Source organism: Methylobacterium sp. J-001, from assembly GCF_022829565.1.
Lineage (GTDB): Bacteria > Pseudomonadota > Alphaproteobacteria > Rhizobiales > Beijerinckiaceae > Methylobacterium.
The window spans coordinates 1-16,490 of the sequence record NZ_JAKSYN010000134.1; the positions used below are offsets into that span (position 1 = coordinate 1).

Below are 16,490 nucleotides of genomic sequence, written 5' to 3' on the forward strand. Positions count from 1 at the left end.
CCATTGAGCGGCCTTCTCGACGACGGGATTCGACGAACGCGCCGCCGCAGGGCGCGCAGCGCCTGCCTGTCGCCCCACTGTCACACGCGCGCCATACCTCGCTCGCGACCCTATGCGCGGACCTCAGGCGTCCGCCAGACAAGGACCTTCCGCATGACCGAACAGCCGTCCCGTCACCCGATCCATGGCCGCATCACCGGCCCCATCGTGATGATCGGCTTCGGCTCGATCGGGCGCGGTACCCTGCCGCTGATCGAACGCCACTTCGAGTACGACCGCGCCCGCTTCACCGTGATCGACCCGGTCGACACCCACCGGGCGCTCGCCGAGAAGCACGGCCTGCGCTTCGAGAAGGTGGCGCTGACCCCGGAGAACCTGCGCGACGTGCTCACCCCCCTCCTCACCGAGGGCGGCGGCCAGGGCTTCTGCGTGAACCTGTCGGTCGACACCTCGTCGCGGGCGATCATGGAACTGTGCCGCGAGCTCGGCGCCCTCTACATCGACACCGTGGCCGAGCCCTGGCCGGGCTTCTACTTCGACAAGAGCCGGGGCCAGGGCGACCGCACCAACTACGCCCTGCGCCAGGACATCCTGGACGCCCGCGCCCAGAAGCCCGGCGGCACGACGGCGGTCTCCTGCTGCGGCGCCAATCCCGGCATGGTCTCCTGGTTCGTCAAGCAGGCGCTCCTGAATATCGCCAAGGATACCGGCGTCACGGCGCCCGAGCCCAAGTCCCGCGAGGACTGGGCCGCCCTGATGAAGACCCTGGGCGTGAAGGGCGTGCACATCGCCGAGCGCGACACCCAGCGCGCCAAGACCCCCAAGCCCCGGGGCGTCTTCGTCAACACCTGGTCGGTGGAGGGCTTCGTCTCGGAGGGCAACCAGCCGGCCGAACTCGGCTGGGGCACGCACGAGACCTGGAAGCCTGCCAATGCCCGCGAGCAGGAGTCCGGCTCGCGCTGCGCGATCTACCTGCTGCAGCCGGGGGCCGACACCCGCGTGCGCAGCTGGGTGCCGACCGCAGGGTCGCAGTTCGGCTTCCTGGTGACCCACAACGAGGCGATCTCGATCGCCGACTACTACACCGTGCGCGAGGGCGATCAGGCCGTCTTCCGCCCGACCTGCCATTACGCCTACCACCCAGCCGACGACGCCGTGCTCTCGCTCCACGAGATGTTCGGCAAAGCCGCCAAGGTGCAGGAGCAGCATCACATCCTCGACGAGACCGAGATTGTGGACGGCATCGACGAGCTTGGCGTGCTGGTCTACGGCCACGCCAAGAACGCCTACTGGTACGGCTCGCAGCTCTCCATCGAGGAGACCCGGCGGATCGCCCCCTACCAGAACGCCACCGGCCTGCAGGTGACCTCGGCGGTGCTCGCCGGCATGGTCTGGGCCCTGGAGAACCCGGAGGCCGGCATCGTCGAGGCCGACGAGATGGATTTCCGGCGCTGCCTGGAAGTCCAGACCCCGTATCTCGGCCCGGTCGTGGGCGTCTACACCGACTGGACCCCGCTCACCGACCGCCCGGGCCTGTTCCCGGAGGATATCGATACCAGCGATCCCTGGCAGTTCCGCAACGTGCTGGTGCACGGCTGAGGTCTCGCGCCGCCTCCCTTGTCCGAGGGAGGCGGCGCTGCGGGCGGCAGACCGGCTACTCGGCCTGTCGGCGCGTTACCAGGGTGCGGTTCGGTTCGACCTCGCCCTTGTCCTGGTAGAGCGGCACGATCACCCGCAGCCAGCCGCGGGTCTCGCGGCCGCGGTAATTGCGCTGGACCACGTCCCGGGTCAGGTAGGCCTGCAGGTTCACCGGCCCGAAATTGTATCCGACCAAGCCGCCCACCGCGATCTGTCCCTGGGGCAGGTAGCTGGACACGCCGGTCGGCAAGTCGGTCGATCCGAACGCGACGGCGCCGACCTGCCATTTGCCGAACTTCTTCGCCGCCGTGAGATCGAGGTTCAGGTAGTCCGGGTAGAGCGTGCCGAAAGGCGAGCGCGTCTCGAGAAAGATCCCGTGGAGCAGGTTCGCCGTCAGGCTCAAGTCCTGGCCGGTGTAGCTGACTGCGAAGCGATGGGTCAGCGAGGCGGATTGGGTCAGGAAGCGCGTCTCGATCGGCAGGTAGCCCCCGAAGAAGTAGCTGACGCCGACATCGTTGCCGAGATCCCAGGCGAGCTGGGCGGCGAGCAGCGGCTGGCCGATGCCGCTCTGATAGGGCGCGCCCTGGAGGGTCGCGGCCACGACAGGCTGGGTGACGAAGAACTGGAGACGTCCGCCCACGATGGTCCAGGGCGTCGCCCAAGCGAAGGTCGGCAGGTTGACGTTCGTCGCGGTGTCGCCCGGTCGCGCGCTGCGGCTGCCGAAGCTCGACAGGTTCACGAAGTACAATCCGACCGGGAGCTGCGCGCCCACCGGCAGGCCGATGGTCTGTCCAGGCTGGGCCGCGGAAGCAGCGTAAGCCGAGGTCGTGACACCTGCACTGTAAAAGGCCAGAGCAGCCGACGCGATCCCGCGTAATCCCAGGCCAAATCCGGTCATGAAACCCCCGATCCAGAGCCCCGTAACGCGGGGCTGATCAAGGTATGACGCGCGGTCGAACCAGGCTCATCCGGGCTCTACAGCCAAGCTGTGCGCAACGACACGCCCTGGACGTATCGCGCCCGCCGGCCGGGACTAATCCGGCCGGCGCCTTCCCGTCCGTGCGCGTCCGCAGCGGTTCAGCTGCGCGGCGTCGACAGGGCACGGCCGGCGGGATTCCAGGCCAGCAGCCGCGCCTCGACCAGATCGACCTCGCGGACGAGCTGGCGCAGGACCACGTCGTCGATGGCCCGCGACCGGCGCAGGCGATAGAGCGCCTGGCGCTCTGCCTCGATCCCGGCGAGCCGCAGGCGCTTCTCGGCCACCGCGAGTTGCCGGGCGCGGCCGCCACCCTCCCGGGGGGCACCGGTCGGGGCCTCGAGGCCCTCGTAACGGTCCATGGCCCGGGCGCCGGCCTCGACCGCGATGGAGGCGTCCTCCTGCTCCTCCACTAGGTGGTGCTGCAGGGCCTCGATGGCCGTCACCGCGTCGTGGCGCGCGGCGGCGCGGGCGGAATCCTCCTCGGCATCGTGGCTCGAATCAGCGGGCAGGCGCAGGCCCCGCAACAGCGGCGGGAGGACCGTGGTGGCCAGCAGCAGCGAGGTCATGATCACCCCCATCGCCAGCAGGATCGCGAGATCCCGGGCCGGGAATGGCGTGCCGTCCTTCAGGGTGAGCGGCAGGGTCAGGATGCCGGCCAGCGTAATCGCGCCCTTCACGCCCGCGAGCGTCGTGGCGGCAACGAGGCGCCAGGTCAGGCCCTCGCGCCGCTCACCCCGGCGATGCGCCTTGACCAGGACGAAGTGGAGCGAGACCCAGACCCAGGCGAACCGGATCGCCATGAGACCCGCCGTGATCGCCAGCACCCAGGCCACCAGCCAACCGGCGCCCTGCACGTCGGCCTGCGTGACTGCATGGCCGAGGACCTCGGGCAATTGCTCGCCCAGGAGCACGAAGATCGAGCCGTTGGCAGCGAGTGCGACGGTGTCCCACACGGCGGTGCGGCGCACCCGAGTGGTGCCGAGGCTGCGCCCCTGGATCTCGACATAGGTCATGGCGATGCCGGCCGCGACCGCGGCCAGGATACCCGAGGCGTGGACATGCTCGGCGGCGAGATAGGCCCCGAACGGCGTGAGCAGGCTGAACAGAATCTGGAGGCCCGGATCCTCGCCGGTCCGCCGCCGCAGCAGGTCCTGGGCGCCCATGAGAAGGAAAGTCGTGGCGGCGCCGATGCCGAGGCCGCCGAGCGCCAGCCAGACGAAGGTGGTCGCGGCCTCCGACAGGGAGAAGGTCCCGGTGAGGGCCGCCGCGATGGCGAAGCGCAGGCAGACGAGGCCGGTGGCGTCGTTGAGCAGCGCCTCGCCCTCGAGGATGTGCATGAGCCGCCGCGGCACCGGGGCCTGGGCGGCCACCGAAGAGACCGCGATCGGATCGGTCGGGGACAGGACCGCAGCCAGCGCGAAGGCCACCGCCAGCGGGATGCCTGGGATCATGGCGTGGATTAGCATGCCGATGCCGAGCACCGTCAGCGCCACGAGGCCCAGCGCCAGCGCCAGCACGGTCCGGCCGTTGCGGAACAGGTCGCGCTTCGGGATCCGCCATCCGTCCAGGAACAGGAGCGGCGGCAGAAAGACCAGGAAGAAGATCTCGGGATCCAGGGTCGTGCTCGGAAGCGGGCCCAGCGCCAGGGCCACGCCGATCACGATCTGGATCAGCGGCAATGGCAGCGGGACCAAGCGGCCGAGCGCCCCGCTCACGAGCACGGACAGCAACAGGGCCAGAACGACGGTGACGCTTTCCATGCGTAGCTTTCAAACGAGGGCCGGCTTCTCCCCTGGGGAGGCGGGGCCGGGTGATGCGCGGGCAGACGGGATCGGGCCTTGTAGCATCTGATGGGTGGCGCGCGGCCTTCGATCGACGGGACCGTTCGGCCAATCGCGCCAAAAATGCCCACCGATTAATCGGAATTTTTACAAATCATTATATAACATTCGACAGGCGCACAGAGCGCTGAGGCGGATCTATACTGGAACTATAATGCTAGACTTCATGTCAATCAAAGGCAAGCTGATCGTCTGTTTCTCGGTCATGCTTGCTCTCATCACTAGTCTGGCAGCACTGTCCTACTATCACATCGAAACGATCAATCGTGTCGCCACGGAAATGCGCGCAAGCCGCCTGCCGGCCGCGCAAGCCCTCACCGGCATCCAAGTCGTGACATTGCGCACGCGCGTCAATGGAAGCCGTGTCCTCTCGGCGAAGACACAACAACAGAAGGCGGATGCCCTAAAGTCGATTCAGCAGCGCCTGGCGGAGCTGCAGACTTACAAAGCCACTTACGCGAGCCTCTTGGAGACTGACGCGGCCCGCGATCTGTACAAGACCTTCGAACAGCAATGGGCGACGTATCTGGATCAGCAGACCGACGGATTCGCCAAGGCCGAACGCGGCGATCTCGCCGGCGCCCAAGAGCAATACAACACCACCATGTCGGATACGATCAGAGCCACCATCGCGACCCTCGTCGCGATGTCGGATCTGCAGAGCGCGGCAGCGGCGGCCAGCGGCGCGGAGGCACAGGGTGCCTATGAGCGCGCCCATCAGCAGATGATGGGCTTCCTGGCGCTGGCGGCGTTCCTGGCGATCGGGGCCGTCGTGATGCTCGTCGTGGAGATCAGCCGCCCGCTCGGACGCATGACCGCGGCCATGCATCAGCTCGCGTCGGGCGATACGCGAACAGAGATTCCCGCCGTCGGGCGGCGCGACGAGGTCGGCGCAATGGCGGGCGCCGTCCAGATCTTCAAGGAAACCATGATCCAGACCCGCCGGCTGGAGGAGGAGACCGCGCAGGCGCGGCTGGAAGCGGAGGAGCAGCGCAAGACCGGCATGCGCCAGATGGCCGACAGCTTCGAGGCCGCGGTCGGCGGCATCATCGGCCAGGTCTCGGCCTCGGCCACCGAGCTCCAGGCCACCGCCCAAACGATGAACGCCACCGCCGCCCAGACCGCCAGCCAATCGACGACGGTCGCGGCCGCGGCCGAGGAGGCCGTGGCCAACGTCAACACCGTGGCGGCGGCCGCGGAAGAGCTGGGCTCCTCGGTGCAGGAGATCGGCCGGCAGGTCGACGGCTCGGCGCAGCTGGCCCGGCTGGCCGTGTCCGAGGCCGACCAGACCGGCGCCCTGGTGCTGGAACTGAACACGGTCGTCGGACGGATCGGCGATGTGGTCGGGCTGATCTCGAATATCGCCGGGCAGACCAACCTGCTGGCCCTGAACGCCACGATCGAGGCTGCTCGTGCGGGGGCGGCCGGCAAGGGCTTCGCCGTGGTCGCCTCCGAGGTGAAGACCCTGGCCGAGCAGACCGCCAAGGCGACGCAGGAGATCTCCGGACAGATCGCGCAGGTCCGGGGCTCGACCGGTCAGGCCGTGACGGCGATCGGCGGCATCACGGCCCGGATCCAGGAGATCAGCGGCGTCGCCACGGCGATCGCGGCCTCCGTCGAGCAGCAGCAGGCGGCCACCCAGGAGATCGTGCGCAACGTCGGACAGGCTGCGAGCGGCACCGCCGAGGTGACGACGAACATCGCGGGCGTGGCCGGCGCCGCCGACGAGACCGGAGCCGCAGCCGCCCAGGTTCTGTCCGCGGCCTCCGCGCTGTCGCGCCAATCCGAGTATCTCTCGGACGAGGTCCGTCACTTCCTCGCCACCGTCCGGGCCGCCTGAGATCCTGTGCGCGAAACCGGCCCGACCGGCGGCGATGTTCGCCGGTCGGGCTGCTCAGAACGTGGAGCGGCTTGCCGAACCGATCGCTTCAGCCGCGATGCATGGGGTGGATCGATAAACACCGTCGTCAGTTCGGGGGGCCGCAGGCGAGGCCGGAATGACGGGATGGGGATCCGTGAACGCTACCCCTTCGCCCCGACCGTCACGCAGAAATCGGCCCGGTAGCTCTTGCCCTCGACCGGGTTCGCCACCCACCGGCAGCGGCCGACCCGCAGGTCGTGGCCGGCGTGGAAATGGCCTGAGATCCACACTTCGGGCCGCGCGGCATCGGGCAGGTCGTCGAGCGCGGTGCTGGCGTAGAATGCCGGCACCCACCACGGCACGCCGGGCTGATCCCGGTAGCGGTCCGCCGCCTGCGGGCTCGCCGGGTGATGCGTGATTACCACGGTCGGTCCGTCATAAGGCGAGCGGAGCGCGTCGTGCAGCGCAGCGCGCTCGGCCGCATGCGCCGCCATGGCGTCCGCGGGCTGCCACGCGCCGCCATCGGCCTTGCGGATCGACCCGAGATATTCGCGCGAGCCGGTGACCGGATCGGTCATGCGCGCGGCGGCATAGGCAACGGGATCCTCCGGGCGCTCGGGCGCGTCGGCGGCGAGCCAGCGCCCGGCCAGGTGCCAGTCGCTCCACAGGGTCGTCCCGACGAACCGCACGCCATCGATCACGCAAGCCTGCGCCGCCTGGAGCAGGTGGATGTCTGCGCCCAGGGCGTTCACCCGGACGACCTCCGCCTCGAGAGCCGCCAGCAACTCCGGGGCCGTGCGCGGGTCGCCCGTGGGGGCGTAGCGCTCGTGGTTGCCCGGGACCAGGACGATCGGCCTGCCCTGGGCCAGATGCACCAGAGCGGCCAGCCCCCGCTCGGGATGCCCCTCGTAAAGGTCCCCCGGGCAAGCGAGGACGTCGAACGGCTCCTGAGGCAGCGCGATGAGGTCGAGCCGCCGTCGCTCCAGATGCAGGTCGGAAATGGGGAAGATGCGCATAGACATGCCTATTTCGCGGCCTGGCGCTCGGCCGCGGCTGCCCGGAAGATGTCGGCCGCTGAATCGGCATTGAGGATCGCGATGCCGGCCGCCGCAACGAGATCCGGCCACGGGCTAGGATGGAGGGCGGTGACCAGCCCGGCCGCGATGATCGCCAGGTTGGCATAGGCGTCGTTGCGGGCCGAGAGATAGGCCGCCCGGGTCAGGCTGCCCGAACCGGACCGGTGCTGGGCGAGCATCAGCGCGCAGGTGAGGTTCACCGCCAGCGCCCCGAGGCCGGTGAGCGTCAGCGGCAGCGCCGCCGGGGGCACGAAGTCCGCAAACTTGTCGTAGGCGGCGTAGGCTGTCGCCAGGGCCGGCACCAGCAGGATGAACGCCATGGCGGTGCCGAGCCGCGCCCGGTTGCGCGCGCTCCAGGACAGGCCGGCGAAGATCAACAGGTTGATCGCCGCGTCTTCCAGGAAATCGAGGCTGTCGGCGATCAACGCCACCGAGCCGATGGCGAGCGCCACCGCGATCTCGATGCCGAAATAGCCAAGGTTCAGCGCCGCCACACGGGCGACGACCGGGCGCAGGGCGGGCGGCTCGGGCCGGGCGGCGTTGTCCGTGATCACGGGGCGCGTCATCGCCGAGTGCGGCGCCCCTGTCGAGCCGCTGTTGAGAAAACCCTGTCTGCGCCTCAAGAAAGTTCAGGGATCTTGCGCCTTCGTCCGGGTGGATTCGGCGGCGCGATCGTGCGAACCGAACTTGTTGAGCCGCGTGCGCCAAAGATGCGACCGGCCGGAACCGGAGGTCTGCCGAGCCATGCTGCCCGAATTGCGCGTGCTCTTTTTCGAGGATCTCGAGGTCGGGTTGTCGGAAACCCTCTCGAAGACCATCGCCTCCTCCGACGTGGTCGGGTTCGCCGAGATCACAGGCGACCGCAACCCGATCCACCTGTCCGAGCACTTCGCCGCGCGCACGCCGTTCGGCACCCGCATCGCCCACGGCCTGTACACGGCCGGGCTGATCTCGGCGGTGCTCGGCACCCGCCTGCCGGGCCCGGGGGCGGTCTACATCTCCCAGACCCTCAACTTCCGCGCGCCGGTGCGCATCGGCGACGTCGTCGACGTCACCGTCACGGTCGCCGAATTGATGCCGGAGCGTCGCCGGGCGCGCCTCGCCTGCCGCTGCTCCGTGGCCGGCGAGACCGTCCTCGACGGCGAAGCCCTGGTGAAGGTGCCGACCAAGGCCGAGGCCGATCCGCTCGCGATCCGCACCGAGCGCCAGCAGGGCTGAAGTGGACAAGGCCCGGGAGCCGATCGGCGCGGAAACGATTGCGGACCCGGACGACCCGCGCCTCGAACCGTACACGCGGATGCGCGAGCGCGACCTCGTCGGCCGCGCCGGGCGCTTCATCGTCGAGGGCGGGGTAACACTGCGGCTCCTGCTCGGCCTTCGCACCCGCTTCCGGGCCGAGTCGATCCTGCTTGCCCCGGAGCGGTGGCCGGGCCTGGCCCCGGACGTGGCCGCCTGCACCGAACCGCCGCCGGTCTATCTTGCCGCCAAGGCGGTGATGAGCCGTGTGACCGGTTTCCCGATCCATCGCGGCGTCCTGGCTGTGGGTGTGCGCGGCAAGGACCCCGACCCCGCCGCCCTCGTGCCGCCTATTCCCGCCCCGGCGCTGGTGCTCGGCCTCGCGGGTCTGACCAACCACGACAATGTCGGCGCCGCCTTCCGCAACGCGGCTGCCTTCGGAGCCGATGCGGTGCTGCTCGATGCCGCAAGCTGCGATCCCCTCTACCGCAAGAGCATCCGGGTCTCGGCCGGCGCCGCGCTGATCCAACCCTTCGCCCGGCTCCCCGCCGGGGATGACTGGCTGACCCTGGCCCGCGCCCTGGATCTCGAGGCTCTGGCGCTCAGCCCCGGGGCGGTCGAGACGCTGGACGCTCTGACCGTGCCGACGCGGGTGCTATTGATCCTCGGAACCGAGGGGCCGGGGCTCGACGCGACGACCCTGGCGCGGGCCCGTCCGGTGCGGATCCCGATGGCCCCGGGCTTCGATTCGCTCAACGTCGCCACCGCGGCGGGGATTGCGCTCCAGACGATCGCCAGTAGCCAAGGCCGGCTCGTACCGACCGGTTGAATCCGCCTCTTTACGGTCTGGCGCCAAACGCGCGACAAAGGGCTGCAATTGCCGCGTGCTGCTGCGAGGCTAGCTTGGCCGACAGGGTTCGGGGGTTGCGAGGGGAGTCGGCGGCGTTGCTTCAGTCTGGGGATGGTTTGCGGGCGCTGACCGGCCGTCGGGTGGCTGTGGTCGGTGCGGGTCCGGGCGGCCTGGCCTCGGCCCTGCTGCTGGCCCGCGCCGGGGTCCATGTGACCCTATTCGAGAAGGACGCCCAGGTCGGCGGCCGCACGAAGACCGTGACGGCGCCCGGGGGCTACAAGTTCGATATCGGCCCGACCTTCTTCCTCTACCCACAGATCCTCGCCGACATCTTCACGAGCTGTGGCGAGCGGCTCGAAGACCACGTCAAGCTCGAGCGGCTCGATCCGCAGTACAACTTGGTCTTTGAAGGCGAGGACGGCATCTCCGGGACGATCCGCGCCACCGGCGACATCGCCCGGATGGAGACGGAGATCGCCCGCCTGGCGCCGGACGACGCCAAGAATGTCCAGGCGTTCTTTACCGAGAACCGGGCGAAGCTCGATTACTTCAAGCCGATCCTGCAGCAGGCCTTCCACACGCTGCGCAGCATGGTGAGCCCGGCGATGCTGGCCGCCCTGCCCCATCTGCATCCAGGCCGCAGCGTCGACCGCGACCTGAAGCGCTACTTCGCGGATCCACGGGTGCGCCTCGCCTTCTCGTTCCAGACCAAATACCTCGGCATGTCGCCGTTCCGCTGCCCAAGCCTGTTCACGATCCTCTCGTTCCTGGAATACGAGCATGGCGTCTACCACCCGGTCGGCGGCTGCGGCGCGGTGTCCGAGGCGATGGCGGGTTTGGCCGGGCGCATGGGCGTCGACCTCCGGCTGAACGCCAATGTCGAGCGGGTGCTCTTCGACGGCAAACGCGCCAGCGGCGTGGTCGCGGATGGCGAGACCTTCAACGCCGATGCGGTGCTGATCAACGGCGACTTCGCCAAGGTGATGCGCGCCCTCGTGCCGGAGCGTCACCGGCCGCGCTGGCGCGACGCCAAGATCAAGAAGGCCCGGCTCTCCTGCTCGACCTTCATGCTGTATCTCGGCATCGAGGGGAAAATGCCCGAGAGCCTGGGGCATCACACGATCCTCCTAGCCGACGGCTATGAGAAGAACATTCGCGAGATCACCGAGGGGACGCTGCCGATGCAGCCCTCCCTCTACGTCCAGCATGCCGGCTACACCGACGGCGGCATGGCGCCCCCCGGGCACACCGCCCTCTACGTTCTGGTGCCGGTGCCGAACCTCAAGGCCGGGATCGACTGGCCGGCGATCCGATCCAGCTATCGCGCCCTGATCCTGGAGCGCCTGAAGCATCTGGGTCTGGAAGACCTCGAATCCCGGATCCGGTACGAGCGGATCATCGATCCCACGCAGTGGGAGGAGGATTTCGCGGTCCACGAGGGCGCCACCTTCAATCTCGCCCACGACCTGATGCAGATGCTGTATTTCCGGCCGCACAACCGCTTCGGGCCTGGGCTCTACATCGTCGGCGGCGGCACCCATCCGGGTTCGGGCCTGCCGGTGATCTACGAGGGCGCCCGTATCTCCGCTCGGTTGCTGATCGAGGAGCTGGCCGGCGCCCGTGCTGCAGCCCAGGCGGGCATTCCCGACACGGCGCCGCTGGCGACCACCGGCGAGGCCTCGTGATCGGAGCGCCGGGCCGGGCGACGCTGACCGCCGGCCTCTGCGCCATCGCGCTGGTTTCGGGCTCGAACGCGATCGCCGCGACGCTGCAGGTCGAAATCGACGGGGTCGAACCCGGCGGCGGCCCGGTCCGGGTAGCCCTGTGCCAGGGCGGTCTCTCCGAGCCGTTCTGCACCCGGGGCGACGAGGCGCCGGCTTCCGGGGGCCGGGCGCTGTTCACCTTCCGGGACCTGCCTCCGGGCGCCTATGCGGTGGCGGCTTTCCAGGATGCCAACGGCAATGGCCGGCTCGACCGCACCGGGCTCGGCCTGCCGCTCGAGCCCTACGGCTTCTCCGGCACCGTCGCTCGTCGGGCGCGGCCGGACTTCCCCGACGCGGCCTTCGCGCTGCAGGAGCCCGGCGCTGCTGTGCGGATCCGCCTCGCCCGCGCTCTGCCGAGGCGGTGACGGCGTGGATGATCCCCTCGTACGGATCGCGGGCGTCAGCCTCGACCTTAAGGGGCAGCGGGTGTTGGAACAGGTCGATCTCGACCTCGACGCAGGACAAACTCTGGCACTGCTCGGGCCGAACGGAGCCGGCAAGTCCTCGCTGATGCGCCTCGTGGCGGGCCGCCTCGCCCCGAGTTCCGGGATCATCCGGGTGGCCGGCGCCGATCCGTTCCAGGCAGGCAGCGCCCGCCGGAGCATCGGCTGGGTCCCCCAGGAGATCGCGCTCTATCCGCGCCTCACGGTCGCAGAGAATCTCGGCGTCTTCGGGCAGCTCGCAGGCGTGCCCCGGCGCAACCGGCGCGAAGCCGTGACCGCCGCCCTGGAGATGGCCGACATCGCCGATGTGGCGCACCGCCCGGTCGGGATCCTGTCAGGCGGCTACCGGCGGCGGGTCAACATCGCGGCGAGCCTGATGAACCGGCCCCGCCTCGTCCTGCTCGACGAGCCCACGAGCGGCGTCGACCTCGCCGCCCGAGCGGCGATCCACGCGGTGCTGGACCGGTTGAAAGCGGCGGGCACCGCGATCCTGATCGCCACCCACGATTTCACCGAAGCCGAGCGTCTCGCTTCCCGGGTAGCGTTCCTGGCGCAGGGACGGATCGTGCGCGCCGGGCACCTCACCGACCTGCTGGCGCAGCTGCGCGTTGGTGCCCCGGAACGGGAGCTGAGCCTCACCGTACCGGCGGACGGAAACGCGGAAGCCGTGCTGCGTCGGGCCGGCTTCGTGCCGGCCGAGTCGGGCGGCCTGATCTGGCGCTCAATCGAGCGATCCGGCCTCGACGGCGCGGCCCTGCTCGGGGCCCTGCGGGCGCAGGGGATCCCGGTGGCCGAGGTGCGGGTCCGGGCCCCGCGGCTCGAGGCGTTGTATCTCGATGCGATCCGGCCTCGGGAGGTCGCGGAGCGCCCAGCCTCCGAGCCGCGCCGTGCGGGGGCCGCCGAATGATCGGTGCCGCGTTCCGGGTGATGGCGCTCAGCCTGCTGCGCGACCGCGCTGCCCTGGTGATGGCCTTCGTGCTGCCCACCGTGATCTTCGTCATCTTCGCGGCGATCTTCTCCGGGGCGACCGGCGACCGGATCCGTATCCATCTCGGGCTGGCCGACTTCGCCCGGACGGCGGCCACGCAGCGCCTCGCCGACGCCCTCGTGGCCGACCCATCCCTACGCGTCACCCGCCTCTCGGCGACCGATCTGGCGGAGGTGACCCGGGCTGTGCGGTCCGGCGCGGTCGACGTGGCTCTGGCGCTCCGGGGCGACCTGATCGCCGCCCCGGCGGATGCCGCGTCCGGCCCCTCCGATCAGCCGGTGGTGCTCATCGAGAATCCAGCCAAGGCGCTCGCCACGCCGATCGCGCTGGGCCAACTCCAGCGCGTGCTGAACGAGGCCCTGCCCGACGTGGTGCTCTCGCGCATCGTCGCGGACGTCGAGCGGACGGGCAAGATCGGGCCGGACGAGCGGCGCTTCCTCGAGGAGGCCTTCGCTGAGCAGCGCGCCAAGAAAGAGCCGTTCAGTTTCGCCGCGCTGGTCGAGCGCCGTAGCACCGCCGCCGGCACCGGCAATGCCCGGGTGAGCTATTACGCCGGCGCGATCACCGCGGTGTTCCTGCTGTTTGCCGCCATGCAGGGGGCGCTCTCGCTGGTCGAGGAGCGGGAGAGCGGCATCGCCGAACGCCTGATGGCCGGCCCCGGCGGCCTGCCGGTGGTGGTGCTCGGAAAGTTCGGCTTCCTGACGCTACAAGGCATGGTCCAAGCCGGCCTGATTTTTTTAGCCGCCGCGCTGCTCTACGGCGTCGAGATCGGCCCGCACTGGCCGGCTTTCCTGACCGCCTGCCTCCTGGTCTCGGCCATGGCCGCGGGCCTGGCACTCGCCGCCTGCGCACTGGCCACCTCGCGCCAGCAGGCCCATCTGGCCTCGACCTTCGGGGTCCTGCTGCTCTCGGCGGTGGGCGGTTCGATGGTGCCGCGCTTCCTGATGCCCCCGTGGCTGCAGCAGGCCGGCTGGCTCACGCCGAACGCCTGGGCAATCGAGGCCTATCAGAACGCGCTGGGCGAGGGGTTCGATTCCGCCACCCCGGCCTTCGCGGTGCTGGGCGTGCTGACCCTGTGCGGACTTGGGCTGGCGCTCGGCCTGGTCGCGCGCCGGACCGTCTGATCGGCCAACGCCGCGACGATCCGCGCCGCGCCTGCGACCAGCCGCCCCCGGACACGGCCCGGCCGATCGGGCAGGGTCCGCCTCTGCACATTGTGAGACCTTTATGCTCCGCCTGCTCATCGCCGACGGCAACGACCGGGCGGCCCGCGACCGGCACGTCGGGGCGACGGGCCGGACCTCGGCCGAATCCTACGCCGTGGTGGTCCACGATCTCGCTCCCGAGACCACCTGTCGCTTCCTCAACCCAGCCGATGCCGATGCGGCCCTGCCGCAGGACCTGTCGGAGTTCGATGGGCTGATCTTCACCGGATCGACCCTGAAGGTCTCGGACGGCACGCCGGCGGTGACCCGCCAGTTAGACTTGATGCGGACCGCCCTGGAAGCGGGGCTCGCGGTGTTCGGATCCTGCTGGGGTGTACAGGTCGCGGCCACCGTGGCCGGCGGACACGCCGCTGAGAATCCGCGCGGGCCGGAATACGGCTTCGCCCGGGCGATCACCCCGACACAGGAGGGTCGAACCCATCCGCTGCTGGCCGGCCGGCCAGCAGTCTGGGACGCGCCCGCGATCCACTCGGACGCGGTGCTGGAGCCGCCCCCTGGCGCGCGGGTGCTGGCGGGCAATCGGGTGCTGGGTGTCCAGGCCATCGAGATCCAGCATGGACCCGGCTGGTTCTGGGGCACGCAGTACCACCCGGAACTCGACCTGGAGGAGGTCGCCGCGATGCTGCGCCTCTGCGATACGGCAATCGTCGAGGCCGGCCTCGCCGAGGATCCGGACGCGGTGGCGGCCTATGCCGTCGAGATCGCGAGCCTGCAGGGCGACGATCCCGAGGCGGCGCGGCGCCTCGCGTGGCGCCACGGCCTCGGCCCGGAGGTGCTCGACGCACCCCTGCGCCGCCGGGAGATCGGTAACTTCTTGGCCCAACTGTCTACAAACAGGCCCTGACCGGCCGATGCCGCGACCGGGTGGCGCGTTGACCCACCGGGCTTCACGTCTAGCTTCGCCAGGCGGGCAGCGCGATGACGGGCCCGGGGAGCGACCTAACAGGATGAGCCAGGATTCGACGGTCGCCGTGATCGGCAGCGGGCTCGGCGGACTCGCAGCCGCGTGCGTGGCCGCGGCGCGCGGCCACCGCGTCACGGTCTATGACAAGAACGGCTGGCTCGGCGGCAAGGCGGCGGTGCTGCATGAGGGTGGCTTCCGCTTCGACATGGGTCCGACCATCCTGACGGTGCCGCGGGTGCTGGAGCGGATCTTTTCCGAGGCCGGCCGCTCGGTTCACGATTACATGGACCTGCGCCGCCTCGACCCGCAATGGCGCTGCTTCTTCGACGACGGCTCCCACATCGATTTGATGCAGGATGTCGAGCGGATGGCCGGCGACATGAATCGCTTCGCCCCCGGCAGCGGCGACGGCTACAAGAAATTCCTGTCGATCTCCGAGCACCTGCACGGCGTCTCGGAAAAATTCTTCTTCTGGAAACCGGTCGAGGATCTCTTCGACACGATCAACATCCGGGCGAACATGAACCCGGGCACGCTGCGCGACGTGCTGTCCCTGCGCATGCACGCCTCGGTTGCCTCGACGATCCGCGGCAAGGTCAAGGATGCGCGCCTCGCGCAGATGCTCGATCACTTCGTGCAATATGTCGGCTCCTCGCCCTACGGCGCGCCGGCGGTGCTCTGCGCCATCGCCCACATGCAGACGGCCGACGGGGTCTGGTACCCCATGGGTGGCACCCGCGCGGTGGCCGAGGGCCTGGCCAAGCTGGCTCAGGAACTCGGTGCGACCTGCAAGACCGACACCGAGGTGACCGGGATCGAGACCGCGAACGGCGCGGTCCGGGGCGTGCGCACCGCCGAGGGCATGACGCCGTTCGACGCCGTGATCAGCAACATGGACTCGGTCCGCACCTATCGCGAGCTCGTCGGGGGCGCCCCCGGCAAGGCCTATGAGAAGAAGAACCCCGAGCCGGCCTGCTCGGGCGTCGTGCTCTATCTCGGCCTGAACAAGCGCTACGAGCACCTGAACCACCACGATTTCGTCTTCTCCCGGGACCCTGAGGAGGAGTTCGACTACATCTACAACAAGGGCGAGCCGGCCCCGGACCCGACGGCCTATCTGGCGGCGCCCTCCTCCACCGATCCGAGCGTGGCGCCCGAGGGGGGCGAGGCCCTCTACGTCCTGGTGCACACGCCGTATCTGCGCCCGCACCACGATTGGCGCCCGGATGGCCCTCTGTTCCAGAACTACCGCCGGACCATCCTGGACAAGCTCAAGCGCACCGCCGGCATGCCCGACCTGGAGGAGCGCATCGTCGTCGAGCGCCACCTGACCCCGCAGGACATCCATGAGCGCTACCGGGTGCTCAACGGCGCGATCTACGGCCTGGCCTCGCACGGCCGGGTGATGGGCGCGTTCAAGCCCGGCAATCGCTCGCGGCAGGTGCGCGGCCTCTACCTCGCGGGCGGCGCCGCCCATCCCGGCCCCGGCATGCCGATGGTGATGATGTCCGGCTGGATCGCCGCCGACGCGCATGACCAGGACGCGCGCGGAACGCTGCGCGCCTCGGCGTGACACCCGCGCCGCTATCCCGATCGGGCTCCGATCGTCACGGATCGTTTTCGGCAGAGCGCAACGCCCTCTCCTCCCCCTTGCGGGGAGGCGTTGGAGGTGGGGGTGGTGCAGG

General features: G+C 69.7%; 14 protein-coding genes. 10 read left to right on the plus strand and 4 right to left on the minus strand.

Going from position 1 to position 16,490, the window contains the following annotated elements; all coding sequences use genetic code 11:
- The first annotated feature begins 153 nt into the window (after positions 1–153).
- Complete coding sequence (locus tag MKK65_RS16120) at positions 154–1,599, plus strand: homospermidine synthase (RefSeq protein ID WP_243958892.1); 1,446 nt, start codon at positions 154–156, stop codon at positions 1,597–1,599.
- A gap of 55 nt (positions 1,600–1,654) precedes the next feature.
- On the opposite strand, the gene MKK65_RS16125 is transcribed toward MKK65_RS16120, so the two are convergent.
- On the minus strand, positions 1,655–2,536 hold the full coding sequence (locus MKK65_RS16125) for a transporter (protein WP_243958894.1): 882 nt from the start codon (positions 2,534–2,536) through the stop codon (positions 1,655–1,657).
- 179 nt (positions 2,537–2,715) lie between these two features.
- Positions 2,716–4,377, minus strand: a complete 1,662-nt coding sequence (locus tag MKK65_RS16130) for a Na+/H+ antiporter (RefSeq protein WP_243958896.1) — start codon at positions 4,375–4,377, stop codon at positions 2,716–2,718.
- 235 nt (positions 4,378–4,612) lie between these two features.
- On the opposite strand from MKK65_RS16130, the gene MKK65_RS16135 reads away from it, so the two are divergent.
- Entirely contained in the window at positions 4,613–6,298 is a 1,686-nt protein-coding gene (locus tag MKK65_RS16135) for a methyl-accepting chemotaxis protein (RefSeq protein ID WP_243958898.1), read from the plus strand.
- A 182-nt stretch (positions 6,299–6,480) separates the two neighbouring features.
- Here the strand turns inward: MKK65_RS16135 and MKK65_RS16140 are convergent, their stop codons facing one another.
- Together MKK65_RS16140 and MKK65_RS16145 are read right to left on the minus strand one after the other, a co-directional pair.
- Complete coding sequence (locus MKK65_RS16140; RefSeq protein ID WP_243958911.1) at positions 6,481–7,335, minus strand: metallophosphoesterase; 855 nt, start codon at positions 7,333–7,335, stop codon at positions 6,481–6,483.
- An 8-nt stretch (positions 7,336–7,343) separates the two neighbouring features.
- Positions 7,344–7,961 carry a cation transporter gene (locus MKK65_RS16145; RefSeq protein WP_243958900.1) on the minus strand — a complete coding sequence of 206 codons (618 nt, stop codon included), beginning with the start codon at positions 7,959–7,961 and terminating at the stop codon, positions 7,344–7,346.
- Between the two features lie 178 nt (positions 7,962–8,139).
- Here MKK65_RS16145 and croR point away from each other — a divergent pair, with 178 nt between their 5' ends.
- From croR to MKK65_RS16185, 8 genes are all read left to right on the plus strand, one after another.
- Positions 8,140–8,613, plus strand: coding sequence for a 3-hydroxybutyryl-CoA dehydratase (gene croR, locus MKK65_RS16150; protein ID WP_058194031.1), 474 nt, complete (start codon positions 8,140–8,142; stop codon positions 8,611–8,613).
- A 79-nt stretch (positions 8,614–8,692) separates the two neighbouring features.
- Positions 8,693–9,460: a TrmH family RNA methyltransferase gene (locus tag MKK65_RS16155; protein ID WP_243958913.1), complete on the plus strand. Its 768-nt coding sequence runs from the start codon at positions 8,693–8,695 to the stop codon at positions 9,458–9,460.
- Positions 9,461–9,576: 116 nt separating this feature from the next.
- The gene (gene crtI / locus MKK65_RS16160) at positions 9,577–11,166 is read left to right on the plus strand and encodes a phytoene desaturase family protein (RefSeq protein ID WP_243958902.1); all 1,590 of its coding nucleotides are present in this window, start codon (positions 9,577–9,579) and stop codon (positions 11,164–11,166) included.
- The gene (locus MKK65_RS16165; RefSeq protein ID WP_243958904.1) at positions 11,163–11,609 is read left to right on the plus strand and encodes a DUF2141 domain-containing protein; all 447 of its coding nucleotides are present in this window, start codon (positions 11,163–11,165) and stop codon (positions 11,607–11,609) included. Before crtI ends, MKK65_RS16165 begins: the two co-directional genes overlap by 4 nt.
- Before the next feature lie 4 nt (positions 11,610–11,613).
- Positions 11,614–12,594, plus strand: coding sequence for an ABC transporter ATP-binding protein (locus tag MKK65_RS16170; RefSeq protein ID WP_243958906.1), 981 nt, complete (start codon positions 11,614–11,616; stop codon positions 12,592–12,594).
- Entirely contained in the window at positions 12,591–13,799 is a 1,209-nt protein-coding gene (locus tag MKK65_RS16175; protein WP_243958908.1) for an ABC transporter permease, read from the plus strand. Before MKK65_RS16170 ends, MKK65_RS16175 begins: the two co-directional genes overlap by 4 nt.
- A 103-nt stretch (positions 13,800–13,902) precedes the next feature.
- Positions 13,903–14,745: a type 1 glutamine amidotransferase gene (locus MKK65_RS16180; RefSeq protein ID WP_243958909.1), complete on the plus strand. Its 843-nt coding sequence runs from the start codon at positions 13,903–13,905 to the stop codon at positions 14,743–14,745.
- 103 nt (positions 14,746–14,848) lie between these two features.
- Positions 14,849–16,378, plus strand: a complete 1,530-nt coding sequence (locus tag MKK65_RS16185; protein WP_058194038.1) for a phytoene desaturase family protein — start codon at positions 14,849–14,851, stop codon at positions 16,376–16,378.
- Positions 16,379–16,490 lie beyond the last annotated feature (112 nt).